12 protein-coding genes are annotated in these 16,573 nt (G+C 68.6%); 5 read left to right on the top strand and 7 right to left on the bottom strand.

From position 1 onward, the window contains the following. Window positions 1-92: 92 nt before the first annotated feature. Together JJQ90_RS13790 and JJQ90_RS13785 are read right to left on the bottom strand one after the other, a co-directional pair. Window positions 93-1,463, bottom strand: a complete 1,371-nt coding sequence (locus tag JJQ90_RS13790; protein WP_216876272.1) for a hypothetical protein — start codon at window positions 1,461-1,463, stop codon at window positions 93-95. 182 nt (window positions 1,464-1,645) lie between these two features. Continuing rightward, window positions 1,646-2,152, bottom strand: coding sequence for a hypothetical protein (locus tag JJQ90_RS13785; RefSeq protein ID WP_216876270.1), 507 nt, complete (start codon window positions 2,150-2,152; stop codon window positions 1,646-1,648). A gap of 94 nt (window positions 2,153-2,246) precedes the next feature. Here JJQ90_RS13785 and JJQ90_RS27635 point away from each other — a divergent pair, with 94 nt between their 5' ends. After that, on the top strand, window positions 2,247-2,735 hold the full coding sequence (locus JJQ90_RS27635) for a helix-turn-helix domain-containing protein (RefSeq protein WP_216876269.1): 489 nt from the start codon (window positions 2,247-2,249) through the stop codon (window positions 2,733-2,735). On the opposite strand, the gene JJQ90_RS13775 is transcribed toward JJQ90_RS27635, so the two are convergent. The 4 genes from JJQ90_RS13775 to JJQ90_RS13760 form a co-directional block, all read right to left on the bottom strand. Further along, window positions 2,719-5,211, bottom strand: a complete 2,493-nt coding sequence (locus JJQ90_RS13775; protein ID WP_216876268.1) for a hypothetical protein — start codon at window positions 5,209-5,211, stop codon at window positions 2,719-2,721. The two genes, JJQ90_RS27635 and JJQ90_RS13775, sit on opposite strands and share 17 nt — an antisense overlap. Beyond that, window positions 5,198-5,818, bottom strand: a complete 621-nt coding sequence (locus tag JJQ90_RS13770) for a hypothetical protein (RefSeq protein ID WP_216876267.1) — start codon at window positions 5,816-5,818, stop codon at window positions 5,198-5,200. Before JJQ90_RS13770 ends, JJQ90_RS13775 begins: the two co-directional genes overlap by 14 nt. Before the next feature lie 409 nt (window positions 5,819-6,227). Beyond that, complete coding sequence (locus JJQ90_RS13765) at window positions 6,228-6,575, bottom strand: hypothetical protein (RefSeq protein WP_216876266.1); 348 nt, start codon at window positions 6,573-6,575, stop codon at window positions 6,228-6,230. 335 nt (window positions 6,576-6,910) lie between these two features. Continuing rightward, a complete protein-coding gene (locus JJQ90_RS13760; RefSeq protein ID WP_216876265.1) occupies window positions 6,911-7,633 on the bottom strand; it encodes a recombinase family protein in 723 nt (240 codons plus the stop codon). A 507-nt stretch (window positions 7,634-8,140) separates the two neighbouring features. Between JJQ90_RS13760 and JJQ90_RS13755 the strand changes: the two genes are divergently transcribed. The 4 genes from JJQ90_RS13755 to JJQ90_RS13740 all read left to right on the top strand — a co-directional run bounded on the left by JJQ90_RS13755 (window position 8,141) and on the right by JJQ90_RS13740 (window position 12,510). Next, a complete protein-coding gene (locus tag JJQ90_RS13755; RefSeq protein WP_216876264.1) occupies window positions 8,141-8,383 on the top strand; it encodes a hypothetical protein in 243 nt (80 codons plus the stop codon). A gap of 254 nt (window positions 8,384-8,637) precedes the next feature. Next, window positions 8,638-10,446, top strand: a complete 1,809-nt coding sequence (locus JJQ90_RS27490) for a site-specific integrase (RefSeq protein WP_329959442.1) — start codon at window positions 8,638-8,640, stop codon at window positions 10,444-10,446. 181 nt (window positions 10,447-10,627) lie between these two features. Continuing rightward, entirely contained in the window at window positions 10,628-10,837 is a 210-nt protein-coding gene (locus JJQ90_RS13745) for a helix-turn-helix transcriptional regulator (RefSeq protein ID WP_216876260.1), read from the top strand. Window positions 10,838-10,887: 50 nt separating this feature from the next. Then, the gene (locus JJQ90_RS13740; protein ID WP_216876258.1) at window positions 10,888-12,510 is read left to right on the top strand and encodes a reverse transcriptase domain-containing protein; all 1,623 of its coding nucleotides are present in this window, start codon (window positions 10,888-10,890) and stop codon (window positions 12,508-12,510) included. On the opposite strand, the gene JJQ90_RS13735 is transcribed toward JJQ90_RS13740, so the two are convergent. Further along, window positions 12,473-16,480, bottom strand: a complete 4,008-nt coding sequence (locus JJQ90_RS13735) for an Eco57I restriction-modification methylase domain-containing protein (protein WP_216876256.1) — start codon at window positions 16,478-16,480, stop codon at window positions 12,473-12,475. The genes JJQ90_RS13740 and JJQ90_RS13735 overlap by 38 nt on opposite strands. Window positions 16,481-16,573: the final 93 nt, after the last annotated feature.

Genomic DNA, 16,573 nt, shown 5'->3' with positions numbered 1-16,573 from the left:
AGCGCCGGAGGGGATCGAACGCGACCGCGTCTCCCTTACAGCGCCGGCCGCCCCCGTCCGCGCCATCCAGCAGCCTTCATGAATTATGCGGGCTAGGAGGCCCGCCGGACGACCAACCCCGCCGCCCCGCACGTCTCCACAAAGGCGCTTCGCAGGGCCACCACGGCCCCACCCTCTGCCGTCGCCGGAACAATTAGGCTGTCATGCACCGGCAGCGCCAAGACCCCGTGCCCCTCCCGAAGCTCCCGCATGGCGGCAGTCATCGCGCGCGCCTCAAGGCCGGTCAGAAGGTGCGGGAGGATGCCCTTACGGGACACGCCCAGCCCCTCCGCCAGGTCGTCAGGCACGACCGCCGCAGGGTCCATCAGGAACGGATAGCGGGCGGTCAGGGCGGCGCCCAGGGCCTTCGGGTCGCCCTCTGCGCCTTCCGATAGCGCCCGGTCAGACCAGCGCACGACCGGCGACCCCTTGCCGAGCGAGGCCACGACCCATGCCTTGACGGCGGCGCGGGGCACCCCGGGAACAGCGTAAGGGTCCGCGGCGGGGTCGAGAGGCTGACCGGCCAGCCCTGCCAGGACGGTGAACAATGAGGCCCTGACGTCAATCTCCACCGTGGGCTCCCCGGCTATGAGGATGGTCGACACGCGCGCCGCGCCGTTCATCTGCTGATACGAGTCCTCGCCGCTCGCATACCAGCGGCCCCCCAATGCAAGCGAGCCGTGGAAGATGCGGCGCCACCGGGGCGGCGTGCAGCCTGTCACTGGGGTGGCCTCGGCGAAGGCGTTCTGGGCTTCCACATCGTGCCGCAGCGCCGCCGCCTCCCGGTCTTCCGGCGAGAGAGGCACAAGGGCTTTGACCTTGGCGCAACCCACGCGGCCCGTCGAAAGCGCGCGAAGCTCCACCACCGCCCGGACCTTCGGCACCACCGAAGACGGAACGCGGACGAAATGGGTGCGGACGTTGTCCGGCGTGATGCCGTGCGCGGTGGCGAGGTCTAGCAGCGTCACAGAAGGCCACATCCGGCCCGCCATCCGCGCGAAACTGGCCGGGTCGCCGGGGCCGAACCCGCCGACCTCAAAGGCGATCCCCGCGGCGCGCGCGGCAAGCCCGCTCCGCCCCATGGCGTCCATCGCTGCGCTGAACTGGCGGAACCCCACCGCCGCCCCTGTGAAGCTGTCCTTTGTCAGAGACCGGAATGCCAGGTGCGGACCTCCGTCGTCTGACCAGTGCCGCAGCAAGCCCCCGACGATGGCCCCCACGGCGCCGCGCAGCTTGGTCATGCCGACCTCGCGCCGGGTGTTCTGGCGGTCTTGGTCGACGGCCGACGCCATGTGCTCCACCACGGCGGAGACCAGCGCCACGGCTCCGGGGGTCGCCGCCTGAGACGACAGGGAGAGGAACTTCGCGGTGGTCAGGGCGGCCGCGCTGGGCTTTCCGGACGGTGGTGGCGCGAAGGCGCTCAAGTTTCGTTCCCAGATACCCCCTTCCGGTCCCCTCCGTGCGTGTCTGATATCTTCAAGACAGTCTTGGAGTTCAGGCACGTTCGACACACCGGCAGACGAACTCATGGCTTCTACGTTCCTCTGCCGGTCACCGATGGGATTGGGACGGGGGCGATGCAGCCCCATACGGGAAGTGAAGTCGGTCAGTGGGCTTTGCGGTCAGTCCGGATCGCGCGCAGCCAATCCTTACGGCCCACGACCTGGAGGTTGTTCCGCCGCAGGTTCAGCTTGTCGCGGTCGACGAAGGTCACGACCTGATCCGGTCGTGCATCCATCATGAGGCGCGAGAGATTTGCACGGGGTGTCCCCCCGGACTGACCCGTGAGTGACGCGAGTGCGGTCCGACCGGAACAGACATCGAAGCGCCCGCTCGCACCCGGGACCAGCGCCCAGCCCCTCCCGTATTCCTCCGCCACGCGGTGCCAGTCTTCGGCATCCATCTGCATCTCTTTCCCCATGCCGTGACGGCCCGACAGGGCGACGTGTGCGACGCGGCCTCCGCGTTCCATCGTGAAGCGAACCTTCGGGTCTTGATCGAGATCGCGGCGGCCCATGAAGCGGCGATGGCGCTTTTCGCCTTCGGCTTCGTCGGTGGTCAGGACATCAGGCGGCAGCGCGGCGCCATCAGCGCGCGGTTCGATATCGGACATGTGGATTTCCTGTGTGGTGGCGCGCGGTGGCGCCAATGTGTGAAGACGGCGCGATGACGACGAATGGCCGTTGCGGCGTCGGAGCGGAGTCACTATGTGGCGCCACCGCTTTTTGAAACCGGACGCGAAGGAACCTCGGATGCTGGTAGGTCACGCTCCCCTCGGCTTTCAGAGTCTCGGCGCCGTCTATCGAGTGGGGTTCGGACAGTATTTCCGCGACGTGCGGCTTGCGCGCGGCCTCACTCAGCGCGAACTCGCCAACCTCACAGACGTGACCATATCGGCCATCTCTTCGATTGAGGTCGGACGAAGCTTCCCGCCCCCGGCGCGTTGCGTGGTGCTGGCCGATGCGCTTGGTGTGGACCTGGCGGAGTTCGGGAAGGAGGTCCTTAAATGGTCGAACCCCTGGATCTTCGCCATGATGCACCTTCGCGACGCCCGGAAGGCCGTCGCCGAGATAAACGCTATGCTGGGTCTACCGACTTCAAAGGCGAGGCGTCGTCGGCGGAAGGGTCGCGCCCCTGCCAAGGAGGCAAGAACGCCATGGCCTCCCTTCCACCCGCCCGCTAGTTCCGTTCCTTGAGAAGCGGCGCGAGCAATGCCTTCCGCCTCGCCTGGGTCACAGGGTCCGGCGCAGCACTGACCAGCGCCGAAGCCTTGAACACCCGCATCGCCCAAGGAAGATCGGTCTGGGTTGCGGTGGAGAACTCGCCGGCCAGTTCGACAAGCTCGTGGTCTCCCGCTTCCAGTCCGGCACGAACGGCGCGCGCCGCGGCGGCTTGGTATGAGGACGCGGCAGACTGCCACGCGGCAGGATTGCGGATCGTCCCACCACCACCGCCCGGCCCCTGACCCGCGAAGGGGTTCCTCGGATCGACGCCAGCGGCTTCAAGGGCCTCCGCCGTTATCTCTTGCTGCCACCGGGGCGGGATGCGCTCCGAGGATGCACGAATCGCAGCCGCTTCGTCGGTGGTGAACACGCCCCGGTCTTCAAGTCTCCCGAGTGCGGCTTCGACATCGCCAGCATGCAGCACGACCCCGTTGCGTTCCGTGAAGGCAAAACGCTGGATGCCGAACTGCCAGCCTGCCGGCATCCGAGAGCGCGGCACGGATGGCGCAGAGGTCGTCACAGGCGACTCTGGGGGACTCGCCAGAGGCGCCGAGGGGTCTTCGGTTAGTGGTGTGGCCGGTGCCTCTGTGAGGGCTTCCTGCGTCGTCCTGGCGGCCTCTGCGCGTGCGGACGCAGCGGCCACCTGCGGAGACATGGAAGCCCGGTCAATCGGCAAGCCGACAGCGGCACGAGCGGACAGACGACCATCCGCCAGCGTGCGGCGGGTCTCTCCGATCATCGCGCGAGTGTCGCCCGGGTCAGCACCGGCCAACACGGATTGCGCGCGCTGGCGAGCGAGTAAGGCGAGGGGGAGTTGCGTCCCCGCCGCCCTGTCCACCGCCCTGCCGATGGTGCCGCCGATACGGGCACCGACCGGGTTCCCGACGACCGCGCCCAAGGCCCCATGCACAAGACCATAGCCTCCACCAATCGCCGCACCTGCCGCGATCCCTGCGCCGCGCCCTGCGATGTCGAAGAGACGCTCGAATGGACCGGTGAGGTTCTTCTTCCGCGCCGCGACAGACAACGTGTCCAGATCGCGGAATGCGGTGCGCAGTGTCGCCTTGAACTGCGCAGGGGCTTGAAGGTCGTCGATCCGCGCCAGACCCAAAGGCCCGGCCCCATCGTCTTCCCCATCCACCAGCGCCCGGTTGTGTCTGAGGGCGGACTCGAAGACCTCCCTCAGTTCGTCGCGCTGGTCGCGGTCGATCCACCCTTCGTGTTCAGCGGATCGCAGGATGCCGCGGACCTCGGCGCCCAATTCACCGCGCAAGCCGTTCAGCAGTTCATCCGGAGGAACGGCCCGGCCGGTGACCCGCTGCGCGGCCTCCCCGTGTCGGTCCATCATCTCGGCGACGCGGACGAAGGAAGCGGCCTCGTCCTGGGTCATGTCCCCGACCATCCGCCGCGCCGATGCCATGACGACGCTCTCAGCGCCGCCCCGGACGACAGCGCCCGGCATGCTGATAGCGCCCCGGGTCGCCGTCCCGCCAATGCCTGCCGCGAGGGCCTGCGCAGGGTCGACGTCAAGGCCGCGATCCGTGCCGAGGGTCTGGCCGGTCTGGCCCACGATGTCCTCCGCGACCTCCGTTGCGCCCTCCCGCGCGGATGCGGTGGTGGCAACCCGCAGACGACCGGCGGCACCCACGGGAACACTCAGCGGCGCCGCGGGGGCCGGCACGCCGAGACCGCGCGCTCCGACCGCGCCTAGAGCCGCCTGCGCCGCGGTGCCGGGGAGGGCGGACACCATGTCGGCGGTGGTGGGGGCCTCGCGGCCGCTGTTCGCCGCCCTGGCATGGGCATTGTCCCCAAGGTTGCGGCCGAAGGTGTAAACGCCCGCGCCGGCCAGGCCACCCGCCGCGACACCCCATGGACCCATCGGCGCGCCAAGCATTGCACCGGCCCGTCCTGCCGCCAGCGTTCCGCCCATGTCGGGGAGTTGCTCGACGACCATCCTCGGGACGTTCTGGGCGACCCGGCCAAAGTCCCAGTTACGGACGCCCTCGACGACCTCGCCCGTTGCGGACTGATAGTTTCTCGGCGCGTCCACCGCTCCGGCAATATCCGCCCCGGTCTCCGGTGCCCCGGCTAGGCCGATGGTCCTCCCGAAGCCCTGGGCCATACCGGCGACGCCAGAACGCAGCGCCGATCCGGTGGACGTGTCGGGTGGCGGGCGCTGGCGGGCATCCCAGGTTCTCCGGATGTCGTCCACGGTCGCGCCCTGCGCCTCGGGAGAGAGGGCACGGAAGGCCGCATCGACCCGCACCGGACGCGGAATGCCCTCGATCTCAACCTCTATGGTCCCGCTGCGGCCCTGCGCGCCCTGCCCGAACCCACCAAGGGCCTGTGACGCGGCGGAGACCTGGTCTTGGGGCGACAGCCGGAGGAAGTCTCCCTCGACCTCAAGCCGTCGCATGGTGCCGCCATGTTCGACTTCAATGATCGGCATGGGCGGTGCCTCCGATGGCGGTGGTGGGGATGCTGGTCGGGATGGGGGCCAGGCTGGCGACTTTCAGCAGTGTCGACAGGACAGCCTCGGCGGTCGGGCTGGCCTGCTGGCGGGACACCGGCTGCAACATGAGGAAATCCAGAAGCAGCCGAGCGGCGACGACGCGATGCCGCGTGTTCACCGTCTTGTTGCGGAGGATTTCGCAGATAGTCTCCAGGGCCTCCGCCGCCCGCGGGTCGTCTTCCTCGTCGAGAATGCAGACGTGGCGCGCTGCGGCCACCACCGCCCGGCCTTCCTCTGCGGCCTGCGCCTGAATCGTGGCGAGTTCGGGCTTCCGCCCCGACCATCCATTGGGAACCCCGGTGCGGACCAGCTTGCCGGTGGCGCGGGTCTGCGCGAGGGCCTCACGGTTCCGCTGGCGCATCGCCTCATAGGCTTCGGCCGTCTTCGGATACATCTTGAGGGTCCGTGCCTTCTCCGGGCACCAGACCTTCGGGGCCTTCTTATCGAAGTTCGGGCGCCACTTCCGGGCCGCGCTGGGCGCATCGGTGACGGACGGGGACTGCACATGCGGCAGCACCACCGGGAGGGTCCCGGCGGCGTTCATTGCGGATGTCATGGAGGATGTCTTTCGGTTTGAGGTGGCCGGAGGCGCACGACAGGATCGCGGCGACGCAGAGGCGAATGGGCACCCTGGTCAGTAGGGGTAGGGTTACTGGTTGCCCCAATGGGCACCCCGGCTGTAGTCGTAGGGTTACTCGGGGGTCGACAGGTTGCTCGCCGATTGAGCACCTTAGTCAGTGGGCGGTGGGTAACTCGCCGGCAGGGTCGCGAGGTGGACCGACAGCCGCCACCCCGGCGCAAGACGCAGGGTCAGGACCCCCGCAGGACTCCGCAGACGTCCGCTGGGACACCCCGGGGCGGACATGCAGAAGCCCCGCCAGATGACCCTAAAGGCCGCTGGCGGGGCTCACAGAAGGCGCGGGGCCTATGTCAGGGAACGGGCGTTCGGGGCGTTACGCCGCCGCTGCGGTCTCCGCCTCGACACCCTCGGCGAAATCCGCTCCGGCGGTCAGGGCGGCGGCCAGCGTGTCGAACGAGCCGATGGTCGAGACGGCGCCCTCTAGTGCCAGGAAGCGTCCCTCGACCATGACCACTTGGAAGGCATAGGACGTGCTGTCAGCCGGCGGGCGGGGCAGGACGCCGAGATAGGGCACGCGGTCATCGGCGGTCGCCGGTTCGAAGGTCCAGTCGGGGCGGCTCGGGACCCACCCCGGGCGCTGCGTGGCCCAGATCGTGGCGACGCCAGTCGGCGTGACGGCATCGGTGGCCCAGTTGGTGGCATCGGCGGTGGGGGCGGACATGCTGGTCAATTCCTTCAAAGGGGGCGGACGGGGACCCTTGGTGGGGACGACAGGTTGCCTTCGCGCGCGGTTCCACTCGCACAACGACGCACTTTTCTTTCAAGAAGACACTTCTCTTGGATACATTCCAACGGACGACGCGCGCAGATCGGCTGCGACTGATCGAAGCTAAGTCGAGGGCGGGAGATTGTGAAGTCCTAATCGAAGAAATCGCAAATAAATCCGCTCAAGTTGGCACAGGTATTCTGTTTACGGCACACTTACTGTCGCTCAACTGTGGGGCTCAAAGCATTGATGCGACTCGGAAACTCCCTCCGCGACCCTCCGCTAACCGCCTATTCGGCCACCCGCGCCAGCGCCCGCTTCACGGTGGTGGCGGTCCATGCGCCGCCCCTTGGGGACGCCACGCCCCGCGCAGTGAGGGCCGCCGCAAGCTGGTTCAGGCTGGTGAACCCTTCGTTTCGAAGCTCCGCGATCACCGGCAGGACACCGTGGGCATGGTGACCAGCCTTGCGCGCCCTGGACTCGGCGGACGCCTCTGCGCCCTTGCGGATGCCCTCTGCGGTCGCCGGACGGTGGCCCCTGTCGCCGCCCAACTTCACGCCCCGGGCCTTCGCTGCGGCCAATGCGGCCTTCGTCCTCTGTGAGATACGCCGGGCTTCGTCCTCCGCCACGGATGCGCGGATGTGCAGCATGAACGGGTCGGTCTCTGGGAAATCGGTAGCGATGAAGGGAACGCCCTGCTTCATCAGGCCGGAGATGAAGTGGACGTCGCGCGCCAGGCGATCCAGCTTGGCAATTAGGAGGGTCGCGCCGGTCGCACGGCAGCGCGCGAAGGCTGCGGCTAGCTCGGGGCGATCCTCGCGCCGGCCACTCTCGACCTCAACGAACACCGGGGCCAGAAGGCGGTCACCAGGGCGGAGGAAGGCGTCGATAGCCGCCCGCTGCGCCTCCAGGCCGAGACCGCTGCGCCCCTGCCGTTCGGTGCTGACCCGGACATACGCCACGAAAGAGCGACCCTTGGTGGCCGGTGTGTCGGTGGCGGGGGCGCTGGTCATGGTCGCGTTCCTTTCGGGTGACGCCACTCTGAGTCCCCGACCTGGCCATGTCAACAGCCTTCAACGAACGATGAATGCAAACGACATAGACGAGGCGTTCGCCTGGGCCGCCCGTGTGTCAGTTCCCTCCGAAGTCGCGCGCCTCGGCACGGTGCGACACGACCCGCTGCGTTCCCTTCGCCGCTCGACAGTGAACCGGCGCGCCTGGGAGACAGGCCACCGACGCAGCGCGATGGTGCAGAACGGGACCCCCGGGGGCTTCGCGGATCGCGCTTCAAAAAGACGGGTAAAGGGGTTGTTCTTGTTATTGTCCCTCGCCGACCCCCGGGGCCTTCGATTTTCCCCAGAAACACCCCCCACCCCTTTCCGGGTCCCTAACGGGTAACCCCACACACCGCTCGGATTGCTGTCAGATCGTGTTGTGGCCACAGGAACTTGCGGACGCCCATCTGACCGGCCAATTGTTACTCGCCGGGTCGGCCGGTGAAGTGATCTGTGGAGGCCGCGTTGCCTGATTTCACACAGTTCCAATGGGTCATGGTCGCCGCCGCCTTTAGCGTCATTTACCTGTTGGGCGACATCGCCGCAGCGCTGCGGAAGGACCACACCAGGGCGGAGGATGCGCGCGCGGACCTCATAATGATCGCCAATGAAATGCGCCGCAGTCTTGACCGCATAGAGATGGATTCGGCTGAGGCCCGCGAAGACGCTAAGTTTCGGCAGTCGATGCGCGGTCCGTTTGAGGCATAGGGAGGTGCGACGGAACTGCGTGGCTATCGACACAGGACGATGCCCGCTTGTCCGGCGTCCATCTGGGTGATACATTCCGGCCCACGAGCAGGCGATAACCATCTGATTTTCCTAGGTAGACCCAGAGTCCCACCCTCTCCGCCAGTGACCCCACAGCAGCCGGCAAACCCTAGAACTACAGCCGAATCAGCACCTTGCCGAGGCGCCACCCCACACGGCCACTACACAAGGCCACTACACTTGGGGGAGAAGGGGTGCCTCGCGTTCCGTGCCTCGCCCGGCTGAACGGTGGCCCTTGGGGGCTACGCCGCCGGGTGCCGGATGACCTCCGGCCGATCATCAAGAAGCGGGAGATTTGGGTCTCCTACGGGACCGACTCCTTCGCAGCGGCGAAGCAGCGCCACCACCGCGAAATGGCCGTAGTGGATGCGCTCTTCGCGGACGCGCGGAAGCGTCTCGCCGCGGGGGGAGAGTCGCCCGGTATCACCCGGAAGGAGGCCGCCCGGCTCGCACAGGCGACGGTGGACGACATTCACCACGCGGCCCGGGCTTGGTTCCACGACGAAGAGAAGCGCCTGTTGGAGCGGTGGCGGGCCGCCGGCAGCCATGACGGCGGGGCCGCGCTGGAGCGGGAGGAGGGCCTTCACGCCCTCCAGGACGACCAAGCAGCCGTCCACGGTCCAGGGGGCGAGGAATGGGCTGCCGAAGAGGCACGGCGAGCACTTGCCGCCCGCAACCTCGCCCTGCCCCCCGGCGCCCTCTTCGCGGAGGCGGTGGAGGCGTTCCACGCCGCGGCGAAGGAAGCCGTTGACCGCGCGGTGCAACGATGGGCGGGGTTGCCGCCGGAGCCGCCTCGCGATGGGCGCTTCGCGGACGTGACGGCCGGCTCCCCGGCGCCGACACCGCCGCCCCCCGCGGTGACGCTCGGCGCGCTGATAGATGCCTACATGGCGGCACCGGAGCGTGCCCGCCTCGCCCCCAAGACCAAGGCGAAATACAGTGGATTCCGCCGGGTCCTGTGCGACCTGCTCGGCGGCGAGACCCGGGCTGCCACGATCACCCGGGAGGACTGCCGCCGCGCGCAAGCCTTGCTGCTCGCCCTCCCGGCCAACGCCGCGCAGCGTTACCCTGACCTGGAAGCGAAGCGGGCCGCGGAAGCAGCGCAGCGCGACGGGGTGCGGCCGATGCACCCGAAGACGGTCGGCAACCACCTCGACTTCCTCGCGAGCGTGTTCAAGTGGGGGCTGAAGGAGCGCGTGATCCGCATGGCCGATGGGAACCCCGCGGAGGGACTAAACATCGCCACGGTGAAGACCGTCACGGCGAGCGGCGAGAAGCGACGCCCCTTTGCGCCGGCCGAACTCACGGCGATCTTCGCGCGGCCCCTGTTCACCGGATGCAAGGACGACGACAACGGCTACGACACTCCCGGCCCGAACCGGCCGCGGCGTGGCCGCTTTTGGGTCCCGTTGCTCGGTCTCTTCGCGGGGCTGCGGCTCAACGAGGCGTGCCAACTGCGCGTCGAAGACGTGCGCGAGGTGGACGGCGTGCCGGTCATCTACGTTCGCGCGGAGGCGGACGGACAAAGGCTGAAGACCCAGGCCGCGGAGCGTCGGGTCCCGGTGCATCCCGAACTCGTGCGGATCGGCTTCTTGCACCTGGTTTCACGTCAGCGGGCCACGGGGCATGACCGCCTGTTCCCCGAACTCCCGGCCGGCAAACTCGGCAACTACAGCGACCCGTTCTCCAAGTGGTTCGGGCGCTTCCTGGAGAAGGCGGGCGTGACCGCGCGCGGGGTCGTCTTCCACAGTTTCCGACACACCTTCCGCGACCGCATGACCGAAGCGGGCATCCCCGACAGCGTGGCCGATCTGCTCGGCGGATGGTCCTCCGCCAGCAGCAAGAGCGAGGGCAGCCGCTACGGGGAGGGCGGCTCCATCCGGTTCCTTGCGGAGCACGTGGCCCGGATCGTCCACCCGGGTCTTGATCTGTCGCACCTCTACCCGTCCCGCGATCCGGAGGCCGCAGCCGCGCAAGCCAAGGTGACACTAGGATCAGTTTGAACCTGACCGTCGGCCAGGAAGTATCGCGCGGAGCCTGGAAAGTCTTTGTCCGTCCGGTGCATCCGAATCTTACTGCGTCTGTGGCTCTGCGGGGTTGAACTGCGGGGGGCGGCTCTTCACGTGTCTGATGATGGCTCGGCGTGGCCGGCGATCAACTGGCGTGCAGAGCGGGAGATTACCCATGACCGGCGGAGACGACTTGCTCACGGTGTCCGAGGCCGCGGACGTGCTCGGTCTCTCGGGGGAGACCCTGGACCATTGGCGCATGGTGCCCGACCGCGGCCCGGCCTTCGTGAAGATGGGTCGTGCGGTCCGCTACCGGCGGGGCGATCTGCTCGCGTTCATCCAACGTAGCCGGCGCACCTCCACCGCTGCCGTGCCGCAAGATTAAGGTTGAACCCGGGTGCAAACCGCACCCGCGCTTCCGCACGAGCCGCCGCCATGACCCTCCTGCGCTCCTCCGCACCGGCCGCCACCGGCCACCGTTCCCGCGATCTCGCGGCACAGGTGGAGCGTGCGACCACCGCCGCGGCTGCCGGAGCCGCTTTTGGCCACATGCTGGCGAAGGACTCGAAGCGGCTGCGGAACGCGGAGGCGCACATCCGCAAGCACGCGGGCAGCCGCAAGGCCCGACGCGCGGCCCGCCGGCTGGCGGGTTCTTTCGCGCTCAAGGTAGCCGCAGCGGCGAGCGAGGTCCGGAAGGCGGAGAAGCGGCGCGCACCCGAAGGGACAAGTTCACCGCTCAACCCGGCGGCAACGGCGCTTCGGCTCGCGGAGGGTATGCGCCCGAACTGCCCGAGCGGGGAGCGCGTGGCGATGCGGGCAGAGGCGAAGCGGCCGAAGCCCGACGATGTGCCGCGGCTGGTTGACCGGGACACCTGGACGGCGCCGACGCGCACGCGCCGCATCTTCGCCTTCGGGGTGGAGCACAAGGTGCGGCAGAGGATCGCGGCGCGGCTCGCGGGCGCGCTGCACCCGACGAACCCTCACCAGTTCACGCGCCGCGGGCGCGGTCTTGTCCAGATGCAGCACGCCATCGCTGGCGCGCTGGTGCGTGGTCACCTCTGGGCGGTGCGCCTCGACATCAAGGATTTCTTCGACTCCTTCTGCGGGTCCGGGGTGCGGCGACGCATCGCGCTCCCCGCAAGGGTCGTTGAAAACTCCGTCCTGACCCGGACGGCCAACATCCACGTCAGCAGGAAAGGAGGACCCGAAGAAGCAGAGAGACAGGGGATGTTCGTTCCCCTCAGTGAGAGACTCGCCTACGACGACATCATGGACATGCACACATCGGCGTGCCGACATGGACTCCCCCAGGGTTCCGCCGCGTCCGGCATCATCGCGGACATCCTGCTCGCCCCGCTCTTCGGGGTGCTGCCGGATGGCGCGGAGATGCACATCTACTGCGATGACATCCTGATCCTGACTCGGGACAGGAAGACGGGCGTGAAAGCGATTGAAGCCCTGCGCGCTGCCCTCTCCGGGCAGGGGTTCCCCGGCTCGTTCCGACTGACTCCGGACGATCCCAAGCCGCGACGTGTGAGCCGTGATGTGGAGTTCTGCGGTCTCGTCATCTCCATGCGGGATGGACAAGTGAACATTGCGCCGAGGCCGGCGACGCTCGCCAGGGCCGAAGCGCGCATCACCCGCCACGGCATCACCGCGGCCGTGCGGGAGGAGGAGGACCGCGCGGTGCGGGCCATCATCCAATCCACGGTCTCGCGCTATCCGCTGTGGCGACAGGCTGCGGCCTGGACCGCGAGGCAAGAGGATCTGATCGGCCGCGTGCGCGAGATACGTGCGAAGATGCTCCCCTTGATCTTCCGGGCTGCCGCAGCCCGAGCCGGCAAGGCGCGACCACCGGCACCGGATGACGTGCTCCGCGAAGCCATCCGGATCATCGGAGGTTTGCTTGAACCCAGGTGCAAGAGGCGCCCCGCCCGCCGGTCTCCGGTGGACGCGATGCTCGCCGCGCGCCGCGCTGAGATGGACCGTGCGGAGGCGCGACACGGGCCGGATGGCCCTCCTACTCGGCTGCTGCCGCCTCCGATGCTGGCGGCGTGATCGGCATCCGCGGGGGAGCGGTGCGCCAGACCAGCGCCTCTTCCTCCGGCGTGAGGCCGTAGGCCGCGTTGACCACCGCCGACAGGTCCCGCTCAAGCCGCGCTGCTTCGTTCAGGCGCGCGGTGATCGGGGCGACTGTGCCGGCGTGCGCGGCCTTGACCGCGGCCACTTCCGCGACGCTCAACTTGCGCTTCTTCGGCAGCACCTTCCGCAGCGCGTCCGCGAAGGCGTCGGCGGAGAGCGCGAAGGGCGAGGCGAGCGCGGCCGGCGGGGCGGCGAGGCCCCATTCCACCCGCAGCCAATCGGCCACCTCAACCGCCGCCGCGTGACGCGCCCGGTGCGTCTCCGCGAGGCGGGCCGTCAGGACCGCGGCGCGTTCGGCCTGCTCCTTCGTCGGGCGCGCGATGGGGAGGCGTTCCATCTTGAAGCCGGCCGGCGTGAGGGCTTCGTCCTTCATGTGCGGGAAGTGGCGCCACCCGAACCACCACAGGAGCGGGCTGGTCAGCGCGGCCAAGAGGAACGGGTCCGCGCTGGCGATCATGAAGCCCTTGTTGTTCAGGTAGAGGCCCCCGGTATCGAGCGCATAGGCCGGGTAGAACTGGATTTCCTGATAGATGATCTTCGGCCGGTCGAAGGCGTCGTAGTAGGCGCAGGGCCGCAACTCCCACCAGAACCGCCCCTGATCCTCGCGCGGGATCAGTTTCTCCCGATGCGCGGCCATGCGCCGATGCAGCGCGGGATAGGTGGCCTTGAAGATCGCTTCGGCCTTCGTGGCGTCAGGTGCCGATGCCCACGGCCAAGGGTGATCGCTGCTAGATCGGAGCGCGATCATCCAAAGGTCGGGCAGAGGGGAAGCCCATCGCTCAATGTCACCACCGCGCAGGAAGCGCCGGAAGAGCGAGGCGGAAGCCGGGTCCTCTGCAACGAGTCGATCCTTCGTGGCGGTCTCCACCACGAACGCTTCGTTGAACCCCGTCTTGATTCCGTATTGCGGCGCCATGCCTGCCGCCTCACGGAGCGGGGTCCCCTCGGCGCGCATCCGTTCCATCAACTGCCGCACGGGCGGGGGCTCCAACTCCCACCCCTGTGCCGTGAACGACAGGCGGGGCATCGGGAAACGCAACTCCTGCACCAGCGCGGCGAGCCGTTCCTGTGGCACTCGATCACCCGTGACCACCGCCACCGCCGCGTCGCTCGCCGGCTCCGCCGCGGGGTCCGGGCGCCGCGTTACGACCACGCAGGGGAACACGTCCGCGTCGGGGAAGAGGTCCCTGTTGTGGCCGAAGTCAACAACGCTCTCGATCCATGTGTTCTTCGCGAGGAAGGCGCGCAGCGGCTCCCCGTAGTCGGCCTTGAAGAACTTATTGGGGAGCACGAAGGCGACGCGACCACCGGGCCGCACCAGCCGTTGGGCCTGTTCCAGGAAGAAGGTGGAGAGGTCAGCCTTTCCCTCATAGGTCTGGTAGCGGGCCTTGAGCACCGGCTTCTTCGCCGCAATGGTCTCCTGCCGAACCCAGGGCGGGTTCCCCACCACCGCGTCGAAGCCGCCCTGTGCATCCATGCCCTTCCAGGCGCCCCACACGCCCGGGAAAGCAGGCTGCCAATGCAGGAGGTTTTCCCGCCGCGCGATGGCGCGCAACTCGTCCAGGAGCGCCGCCACCTCCCGCGCGCTGCGGGGGATGCCCTTCGGCTTCTCAGTCCCCGCGGCGAGGGCCACAGGATCGCCGCAGAGGCCGTCCAGCCACGTGTTGATGGTGCGCTGCCGGGCCGCCTCTGCCTCCTTCACCAGCGCCTTCCGCTTCGGCCCGGCGGGGATGCCCTCCCCGGCCGGCGGCAGCCACAGGAGCGCGTGCCAGAGGTCCAGGAAGGCGCGCAGCGGGGCCGTGGCCTCCTCCACCGTCTCGAAGACCTGCTTGCTCTCCCTGACCTGCGAGAGGTCCGCGTCTGCCAGGTCTTCGATCCGCGCCATCCCGGCCGCCGCGCCGCGCGCATTGTCCACCGCTTGATGCAGCAGCATGGAGCCGCGCTTTGCGAGTTGATCCCCGGTGTCCGCGACCCAGGCGCCGAACAGCGAGTCCCCGTGGCGGAGGTGATGGTCCAGGAAGGAGAGCGGCGCGCCGACCGTGAAACTGTGGAGCCACAGGGACAGTTTCGCGAGTTCCACGGCAAGGCGGTTCTGATCCACGCCATAGACCGCCCGCTTCAGCACGAGCCGGCGGACAAGGTGCCGGTCGTCCAGGTGTTCGGCGCGATAGGGCCACCCGTGCGTCTTCGCGGCGCCTTCGATGCGTGCGCGCTCCACTTCGATGCGGTCGGCAAGCGGCGAGGTGTAGCCCTCCACGCCGCCGTCCAACTGCGCGATCACCGCGGCCTCTTCCATCGCGAGCAGCACGGCATCCGCGAGCCGGTCCACCACGGAGACTAGGAAGTGGCCCGACCCCATCGCAGGATCGGCAAGTTTCAGGTTGAGCAGCGCGTCCGCGGGATCGAAGCGTCGGAGGTCCGTGATGCGTTCCGCCACGGTGCGGCGGTCCCCGTTCAGCGTCTCGGCCTTCGCCTTGAAGCGTTCACGGCTCTCCGTGATGTGCGGGCCGATGGTGGAGTCCAGGATCAGCCGCACCAGCGAAGGCGGCGTGTAGAAGGAGCCGCTTTCCTTCCGCGCGATGCTGTCCTTCGTCAGCACCACCGCGCCGGCCGCGTCCACCTCCACGTCGAAGTCCAACAGGCGTTCGTAGATCGCGCCCAACTGCTGAACCGACAGGTCCCGATAGTTGACGCGCCGCTTCTCCTCGCCCCCCTTCAACCGCGAGAGGCCGTCCAGGATCGCGGCCACCGGCTTGTCGGGCAGCGCCACCGCGTGAAGCATCGGGGCTTCCTGCGGGTCGAAGAGGCCGCCGTTGTAGGCGGGCAGCCCCATCGCATCACTGCCCTTGTCCACCGCGTTGAAGAGCGCCTTGAGGTCGCCCCACCAGAACGCATCGGTGTCGGAGAGCGGGCGCGCTTCGTCCAGCGCCTCCGCGACCTCCTGCCGCAGCCGCGCGAGCGAACGGGGCTGGTAGCCCTTGTGGTCCACCGGCAGGAGGTCCCGGTCTTCGGCGTAGAGCAGGAACAGGAGCCGGTAGAGCAGGATCACCGCGTTCTGCCGCACCGTGTCGGGCCATGCGGGATCGGACGGCTTCCGGGCGGGATCGGCGGCGCCGAGCGCGGCGAGCAGTTCCGGATAGACCGTGGAGAAGACTGCGCGCGTGAGGTCGGCGGTGACGCGCTCCTGCCACTCGCGGCCCTCTTCCATCGCGGCGAGCAGGAAGGACCGGCCCGCGGTGTCGGGCGCGAAGGCGTCCCGGCGGAAGAACAGCATAAAGGTTCGGAGCCGGGCGATGCCCTCCGGCGTGTCGGCACCCGCCACCAGCGCCGGCAAGTCCACCTCAAGGAAGCGGTCGGACATGGAGGCCGCGCCCGCGAAGTAGAGGCGCCATTGCCGCCCGTTGGTCAGCAGCGCCCACCGCAGCACGCCGCCCGTGTGTTCATCCCCGAGCCGCAGATAGCGGAGCGCCTGAGAGGCCGGGGTCCGCACGGTCTTCCCGCTGGCGCGATCCAACGGGAGGTCCCACGCCTTGTTCTCCACCACCACCGCGGCCTGTTTCCAGCGGTCGTAGCCGGCGTCCATCTTGAGCACGCGCGCGGGCGCGTCGGCGTCCAGGAACAGCAGCGCGTCGGGAACGTCCTCCCGCCGCTTGTTGCCCTTCTGCTGCGGCAGGTGCGGCCACCCGAGCGCGGCGAGGATGGGAAAGATCAAGAGGGTTTCGGTCTCTGCCTCGCGCAGGCTCCCGGAGGCCGGCACCTTGGCGAGAGCGGCGCGGGCCGTGACGGCGAAGGCGTCCACCTCCGCGTCGGGCAAGGCGCCCCAGGCTCCTCCCTGCCGCACGCCTTCGTCCAGGTAGTATCGGCTGAACAGGCCCCCGCCGATCATCGCTTCCCGCCCCCGCAAGACCGCGCTGCAACTCTCGGCGCGGCCCCGAAAAATGTCCCCGCATTAGCCTTGCATATTTTCGGCTTCGCGATG

The sequence above is a fragment of the Falsiroseomonas oleicola genome (assembly GCF_019029495.1).
Classification (GTDB): Bacteria; Pseudomonadota; Alphaproteobacteria; order Acetobacterales; family Acetobacteraceae; genus Falsiroseomonas; species Falsiroseomonas oleicola.
The sequence above is the reverse complement of the archived record's forward strand: the minus strand, read 5'-3'. Positions and strand labels throughout refer to the sequence as shown.

Coding starts and splice junctions, on each gene's coding strand:
- JJQ90_RS13785 (WP_216876270.1), bottom strand. CDS start 2,152: ATGTCCGATATCGAACCGCGCGCTGATGGCGCCGCGCTGCCGCCTGAT.
- JJQ90_RS27635 (WP_216876269.1), top strand. CDS start 2,247: ATGTGGCGCCACCGCTTTTTGAAACCGGACGCGAAGGAACCTCGGATG.
- JJQ90_RS13775 (WP_216876268.1), bottom strand. CDS start 5,211: ATGCCGATCATTGAAGTCGAACATGGCGGCACCATGCGACGGCTTGAG.
- JJQ90_RS13770 (WP_216876267.1), bottom strand. CDS start 5,818: ATGAACGCCGCCGGGACCCTCCCGGTGGTGCTGCCGCATGTGCAGTCC.
- JJQ90_RS13765 (WP_216876266.1), bottom strand. CDS start 6,575: ATGTCCGCCCCCACCGCCGATGCCACCAACTGGGCCACCGATGCCGTC.
- JJQ90_RS13760 (WP_216876265.1), bottom strand. CDS start 7,633: ATGACCAGCGCCCCCGCCACCGACACACCGGCCACCAAGGGTCGCTCT.
- JJQ90_RS13745 (WP_216876260.1), top strand. CDS start 10,628: ATGACCGGCGGAGACGACTTGCTCACGGTGTCCGAGGCCGCGGACGTG.
- JJQ90_RS13740 (WP_216876258.1), top strand. CDS start 10,888: ATGACCCTCCTGCGCTCCTCCGCACCGGCCGCCACCGGCCACCGTTCC.
- JJQ90_RS13735 (WP_216876256.1), bottom strand. CDS start 16,480: ATGATCGGCGGGGGCCTGTTCAGCCGATACTACCTGGACGAAGGCGTG.